This is a genomic window from Phormidesmis sp. 146-20 (assembly GCF_052939475.1).
The window spans coordinates 46,364-52,064 of the sequence record NZ_JBJPHT010000051.1 but is presented as its reverse complement, the minus strand read 5'-3'; the positions used below and the strand labels follow the sequence as shown (position 1 = coordinate 52,064).

The 5,701-nt window shown below is 48.9% G+C and carries 8 protein-coding genes; 1 reads left to right on the top strand and 7 read right to left on the bottom strand.

Annotated features, from left to right (window positions below; genetic code table 11):
* Positions 1-14: 14 nt before the first annotated feature.
* Together ACKFKH_RS27390 and ACKFKH_RS27385 are read right to left on the bottom strand one after the other, a co-directional pair.
* Entirely contained in the window at positions 15-452 is a 438-nt protein-coding gene (locus ACKFKH_RS27390; protein ID WP_446861522.1) for a hypothetical protein, read from the bottom strand.
* A 219-nt stretch (positions 453-671) separates the two neighbouring features.
* Positions 672-971: a hypothetical protein gene (locus ACKFKH_RS27385; RefSeq protein ID WP_446861521.1), complete on the bottom strand. Its 300-nt coding sequence runs from the start codon at positions 969-971 to the stop codon at positions 672-674.
* Positions 972-1,496: 525 nt separating this feature from the next.
* Between ACKFKH_RS27385 and ACKFKH_RS27380 the strand changes: the two genes are divergently transcribed.
* On the top strand, positions 1,497-1,811 hold the full coding sequence (locus tag ACKFKH_RS27380; protein ID WP_446861520.1) for a hypothetical protein: 315 nt from the start codon (positions 1,497-1,499) through the stop codon (positions 1,809-1,811).
* Here the strand turns inward: ACKFKH_RS27380 and rfbB are convergent.
* The 5 genes from rfbB to ACKFKH_RS27355 form a co-directional block, all read right to left on the bottom strand.
* Positions 1,796-2,875 (bottom strand): dTDP-glucose 4,6-dehydratase, encoded by a 1,080-nt coding sequence (rfbB, locus tag ACKFKH_RS27375; RefSeq protein WP_446861519.1) that lies wholly within the window; start codon positions 2,873-2,875, stop codon positions 1,796-1,798. The genes ACKFKH_RS27380 and rfbB overlap by 16 nt on opposite strands.
* A gap of 2 nt (positions 2,876-2,877) precedes the next feature.
* A complete protein-coding gene (locus ACKFKH_RS27370) occupies positions 2,878-3,951 on the bottom strand; it encodes a glucose-1-phosphate thymidylyltransferase (RefSeq protein WP_446861518.1) in 1,074 nt (357 codons plus the stop codon).
* Entirely contained in the window at positions 3,948-4,847 is a 900-nt protein-coding gene (gene rfbD / locus ACKFKH_RS27365; RefSeq protein ID WP_446861517.1) for a dTDP-4-dehydrorhamnose reductase, read from the bottom strand. The genes ACKFKH_RS27370 and rfbD overlap by 4 nt, the downstream gene beginning before the upstream one ends.
* A gap of 11 nt (positions 4,848-4,858) precedes the next feature.
* Positions 4,859-5,437, bottom strand: coding sequence for a dTDP-4-dehydrorhamnose 3,5-epimerase (gene rfbC, locus ACKFKH_RS27360; RefSeq protein ID WP_446861516.1), 579 nt, complete (start codon positions 5,435-5,437; stop codon positions 4,859-4,861).
* The coding region (locus tag ACKFKH_RS27355) for a hypothetical protein (RefSeq protein WP_446861515.1) at positions 5,430-5,701 on the bottom strand (272 nt) is incomplete at its 5' end. The genes ACKFKH_RS27355 and rfbC, both read right to left, overlap by 8 nt.

Sequence of the window (5,701 nt, the reverse complement as noted above, 5' to 3'; positions counted from 1 at the left end):
GACCGATTTCCCCTCTAACTTTTCACCTTTGACACAAAACTATTGACATACCCCCCGCCTGGAAACTCCGATGTTAGATATTCGTTGTATTTTGCAAGCAAGGCATTGTATTGCTCTTGAGTTATTCCATAGTCAGCCAACATCTGCTTGTGCATAGCTTCGCTAATGTCTGGTTGAGGAATTGCAGAGCCGAGCGCTCCCGCCGCAAGTCCGCCTTGTATCCGTCCTGACCGATTGGCAACGGCTTTAGACTGACTGGCCGAGATGGGTGTCGTTGGGTCAATTTGCTGCGGACGAGAAGGATTAACTTTGACAACTCCCGGCACATCGCCACCTCTAACGCTAGGCACTTTAGCGGCTGGGACGGAGTTATAAAGACGATTTAAACGAGCATCCTGAAGCTGTCGATTTAGGGTGCGTTCAACACGAGGTTGAGTGGTTGTCGATGGCATTGTGTTTCCTGATACTCATTAGATTTCTCTCTTCTTTTCCTACTTTTTGATCACTTTTTCCGAAATGATCACTTTTTCTGGAAAATCCCCATTTATCTTTTTTTGTTGGCGCAAGCCTGTATCGCTTATCCCGTCTACGTTTGACTGTGCCAACAGCACTAACCCTTGTTGGCACAGGTTGGCTCTACGTTTGTACTAGCAGTAGCGCCCGTAGCCTACCTAGCTGTTCGTTTTGTAGCCAGCCTGAATCGCCACGTTTGACTGCGAATCTACACGTTTCCAGATTCTTGGAGCCGCGTCCAAAATCCAGTTTGGTTTGAGTGGTACGGTTGCACGGAGCAACAAGCGATCTTCTCCTGACGGTGTGGTGAAAATGCCTGTGTTTGCGAAAAACTCAGCACCCAACTCTGTCTCAACAATTTTCAGCCCCTTGTTGTGTTGTTGGAGCGTGTAGATCGCCCACACTGCAATTTCTTCTACGGTCGAGAAAGCGGGTAAATCTGCGTTGGTGATGTTCATGAATACTTAGTGAGATTCCTTACCAAGTATGCCTTTTGTGGAAGGCAATTAGGAATGAGGTGTTACCAGAAGGTAAATCTTCTTTTTTTCCTTCAAAATGATCACTTTTTCCGAAATGATCACTTTTTCTGGAAAATCCCCATTTATCTTTTTTTGTTGGCGCAAGCCTGTATCGCTTACCCCGTCTACGTTTGGCTGTGCTAACACGGTTTCTAGTTGTTGGCACAAGTTGGCGCTACACTTGTACTGATAAGGTCTCTTTCCGACGCATCAATCTTTTGTCACTTTCAGCAACCAAACGCTGTTTTTAGTCAATTTTTAGTCAATTTTTTTAAGCTTTTTTTGTAATCCTTACTCAGCAAGGCTTCCAACAAATAGCCTCACGGACTCTTAATCCGCTGGTTCTGGGTTCGAGTCCCAGGTCATCCACTTTTTTCCATAATTTCTACATTGCTCAGACTCTTAGCTCCGCCAATTCAGGAGTGAAAAGCTGGTGTGCACCAGAAAACATCAACCCCTCACATCATGACCGACACACCCGCCCAACCTAATGATCTCACCAATCGTACCGCTTCTCTAGAAGGGGACATGCTTGATGTCAAAGTCTCCCTCAATCGCCTCATTGATGTAGTCTACGACAACAGCCAACAACTTAGAACCACGATGCAAGCTGTCGATCGCCTAGCTCAAACTCAGCAGCAATATATGGAGAGAACTGAGACATTATTTGAATCCGTCCTGACTCGAATTGATGAAATGCAATCAGAAGTGAGGGGACTGCAAACCGAAAATCGTCGCATCCTCGAAATATTGAGCGATCGTTCTCAAGAGGAGCCATGAGTCGCGTAAACCTGTTGATAGTAGGTCTGATAGTCTGGGGAGAGGAGAGGCTGCCACCAGTCAGGGTGATCTAAATACCACTGAACGGTGTGTCGCAAACCACTCGCGATCGTTTCGTTAGGAGTCCAGCCGAGTTGCGTTTTGATCTTGGTGGCATCAATGGCATAGCGGCGATCGTGTCCTGGTCGGTCTTTGACAAAGGTGATTAACTGATGAGGACGCACAGGTAGATCAGGGGCAAGTTCTTCCATCAGATCGCACAGCATATGAACGATGTCGATGTTTTTCACTTCGTTGTTGCCGCCGATGTTGTAGGTTTCGCCCGGTTGACCTCGCTCGATGACGGTCTCGATCGCCCGACAGTGATCGCCTACATACAACCAATCTCGAATGTTTTGTCCATCTCCATAAACGGGGAGCGGCTTGCCCATGAGAATGTTGATGCACATCAAGGGAATCAGCTTTTCTGGGAAGTGGTAGGGGCCGTAGTTGTTAGAGCAATTGGTGATCAGCGTTGGCAACCCATAGGTGTGGTAATAGGCTCGAACTAGATGATCACTCCCCGCTTTGGATGCAGAATAGGGACTGTTGGGGGCAAACGGAGTCGTTTCTGTAAAGGCAGGATCGTCAGACCCAAGGCTGCCATACACTTCATCAGTTGAGACGTGGAGAAAGCGATAATCTGGCTGCTGGTTAGCTTTCCAGGCTTGATAGAACGCCTCTAATAGCGTAAACGTGCCGACAATATTGGTTTGAATAAAGGCATCAGGACTGAGAATCGAGCGATCGACATGGGACTCTGCGGCAAAATGAGCGATCGTATCAATGGCTTCTTCTTGTAAAAGGGTGTCGATGAGGAAGCGATCGCAAATATCGCCTTGTACAAATCGCAGTGACGCTTCGAGTCCGGCTAAGTTTTGCCGATTGCCAGCATAGGTGAGCGCATCGAGGACGACCATGCGATCGTGAGGATGAGCCGCACACCAGTGACGGACAAAATTTGAGCCAATAAATCCGGCTCCTCCAGTGATCAAGATGCGACGAGCAGTAGCGTTGAGATTCATCATTAAACCAACTCGATTTGACAGTCGTCTCCGATCAAAAAGCGCAGTGCCTTGGGGCGTTGGGGCGCTACGGTTAGATTCGCTCGCTGCCCAATCACACTATCGACAATCCGATGATGAACGCCGTTGATTTTTGCGCCTTCTAAGATCACACTGTGTTCCAGGTCAGTGTCAATCAGGGTCACGCGATCGGCAATGCTGCTATAAGGGCCAATAAAGCAATTCTCAATGTGGCAGTGGGCACCGATCGCGACGGGCCCGCGAATTGTACAGTTGGTAATTTGAGAGCCTTTGCCAATCTGGACTCTACCAATAATTTGACTTTTAGCGTCTACGTCTCCCACTATGTCAGAGGTGAGACAGCTATCGAGAATGGTCTGATTGGCAGCCAGCAGATCGTCTTTTTTTCCGGTGTCCAGCCACCAGCCTTCTAGCTCCGACGCTTCGACGCGCTTTTGTTGGTCGATTAAACATTGGATGGCATCGGTGATTTCTAGTTCCCCCCGTTCAGACGGTTGAATCTGAGCGATCGCTTGATGAACCGCAGGCGAAAAGAAGTAGATCCCCACCAGTGCCAGATTGGACGAAGGGACTTTTGGCTTTTCAACTAGCTGAAGGACTCGACCTTGTTCATCAACTGTCGCCACCCCAAACGCACTCGGATTGGCAACCTCCCTCAAGAGAATCAAAGCATCCAAAGTCTGAGCCTTAAAGCTGTTAAGGAAGTCGGACAAACCGCCCTGGATCAAGTTGTCGCCTAGATACATGACAAACGGCGCATCTTCTAAAAATGGTTGAGCGATTTTAACAGCGTGAGCTAGACCCGCAGGGTGTTCCTGCAAAATGTAGGTGATGTTGGCTCCAAAGCGATCGCCGTTCCCAGTTTTAGACTGGACTTCTTCGCCCGTTTCGGGACTGATAATAATGCCGATTTCGGTAATGCCTGCGGCGACGATGCCTTCGATGCCATACCAGAGAATAGGTTTGTTGGCGACCGGGACGAGTTGCTTTGCGCCTGTGTAGGTGAGAGGTCGCAGACGGGTGCCCTTGCCTCCTGAGAGAATGAGTGCCTTCATTGAGTTACCTGTAAAACGGCGGTGGTTTTGAGTTCGATCAACATTTGTCTGAGTGCGGGTCTCCACGTCGGAGGATCAGTCTTCAGTAGGGCAGAAAGTTTGTCGCTAGAAAGTAGAGAATAGGCGGGACGCTGTGCTGGCGTGGGATACTCAGCCGTCGTAATCGGGACAACCGACTGCACCTTCAGCGGAAATCCGAGGGCTGTGGCTTCTTCAAAAATGGCGGTTGCAAAGTCGTACCAGCTTGCGGTTCCTTGATTAGTAAAGTGATAGATGCCTGAATTGTCCTTGAGTTTGGGAATTAAATCGGCGATCGCTTGAGCGAGATGGTGGCTCCAGGTGGGGGTGCCGATCTGGTCAGTGACAACTCGAACCTGGTCGCGATCGGCTCCAAGTCTCAGCATGGTTTTCACGAAATTGCTTTTGCCATGAGCGCCATAAACCCAGGCGGTTCTGATAATCAGATAGCTTTTGTGGGTTGAGCGCCAGGATTGCTGAATGGCTTGCTCTCCGGCTAGTTTAGACCGTCCATAAACGCTGATTGGATTGGGAAGATCTTGTTCGGTGTAGGGCGTACTCTGCGTGCCATCAAACACATAGTCCGTCGAGAGATGAATCAAATCTGCCCCAACCTTTTGAGCCATTTCAGATAGAATGCCCGGCGCGATCGCATTCACCGCGTAGGCTAATTCGGGTTCTGTTTCAGCGCGATCGACGGCGGTATAAGCGGCCGCATTCACAATTAAATCAGGCTTGACCTGCTCAACCATTTGTCGAATCTGGTCGGGCTGGGTTAAGTCGAGAGTGTTGCGGGTGACGGCGATCGTTCCCTTCAAACTTTTCTGAAGGTCTTGCCCAACCTGTCCGTCGCTACCTGTTAATAGAATGCGCTTCATACTTGTGCGTTTTATATAAAGAGTTCAGCAGTTGTAAAAGATTGTCCGGACTGATCTTTGGCTGAGAGAATCGGATCGGTGGAGAGTGACCACTCGATCGCTAAATCGGGATCATTCCACAGAATGCACCGTTCATGTTGGGGGGCGTAGTAGTCGGTTGTTTTATACATCACTTCTGCCCGATCTGACAGCACTAAAAAGCCGTGGGCAAAGCCTTTTGGCACCCAAAACTGACGTTTATTTTCGGCACTGAGAACACAACTAGCTGATTGCCCAAAGGTGGGAGATTGTTTTCTCAAATCGACGGCGACATCTAGAATTGTGCCTGCGATCGCTCGGACTAACTTTCCTTGGGGCTGCTGGATCTGATAGTGCAATCCGCGCAGAACATGTTGTTTGGAACTAGAGTGATTGTCCTGAACAAAGCGATCGTAGATACCTGCTTTTTCGGCGAGTGCCTTTTCGTTGTAGCTCTCTAAAAAGAAGCCGCGATCGTCTTGAAATATCTGAGGCTCCAAAATCAGGACATCTGCGATAGAAGTCGGTAAAACATTCATGGCCATCGTTCCGTTGGAGGTAGGTTTAGTCAAAGGCTGTCAGGTTAGCGATCGCTGAGTCCATCATCCGGGTGTAGCTGGCAGTGTTGACAATCTGAGTGTTGTCTATGAGCCACAGTCTAACCTCACGAGTGAGCGAGTTGTACCACAAAACATCGGTCTTGATGTCTCCATTAAAATCACTGACGATCGCGCTGAAATTGGATGAAATCAGAAAAGGCAAAATCGTCACATTCGACAGGTTTGCGCCCTCCATTAGCCAGATGCCCACTTCGCCCGTATCTTTGCGCCAGAAGA